We start from the raw sequence: 545 nt of genomic DNA, 5'->3' as shown, positions 1-545 counted from the left end.
GCCATGTTATCTGCCAGATATTTCCATGACGGCCCGGTAAACTCCGAATTATCAGGAAGCCTGACAGTAATATTGCCGTTTGCAGAGAATAAAAGTTGCCAGTTCTGTTTGTCGTAATTAAGTCCGCGCAGGGCTTCTGCACTTTGTGCCACCAGCGCTGCGGTAACCATATTTAGCGCCACACGAGGAACAGCTGACCAGGCAGCGCCAGATTGTGTTGGCCCGGTGAAATTGCTGACAAGCGTCAATGCTGTACCGCTTTCCACTGATTTAACCGGGAGCGTATAGGGAACGCCGCCGACTGTGACAACAATAAAATCTCCTGCCGCCACCTCGGTAGTAAACGCGGTCCCGCTGCCAGCGACCGCAGTAGAATTATTCGTCAGGGTTAATGTTCCTGCTGACATAGTTTTTCCTCAGTACATGTTCGGAAGAATAAGAATGGGCATGGCGATATTTCTGTTTCGGGTCATATCCCAAGAACCGGAATTGCGGTCCGCAAACACTTTGTTGTAGGCCGACCTGACGCTACCGCCTGACATGAC

The 545-nt window shown here is 50.8% G+C and carries 1 pseudogene; it reads right to left on the bottom strand.

Annotation, left to right across the window (positions count from 1 at the left end):
• Positions 1-407 (bottom strand): annotated as a pseudogene (locus OGY18_RS04705) (phage tail fiber protein); the annotation flags it as partial.
• Positions 408-545: the final 138 nt, after the last annotated feature.

The organism is Citrobacter sp. Cpo142, from assembly GCF_030332425.1.
GTDB lineage: Bacteria > Pseudomonadota > Gammaproteobacteria > Enterobacterales > Enterobacteriaceae > Citrobacter > Citrobacter portucalensis.
The sequence above is the reverse complement of the archived record's forward strand: the minus strand, read 5'-3'. Positions and strand labels throughout refer to the sequence as shown.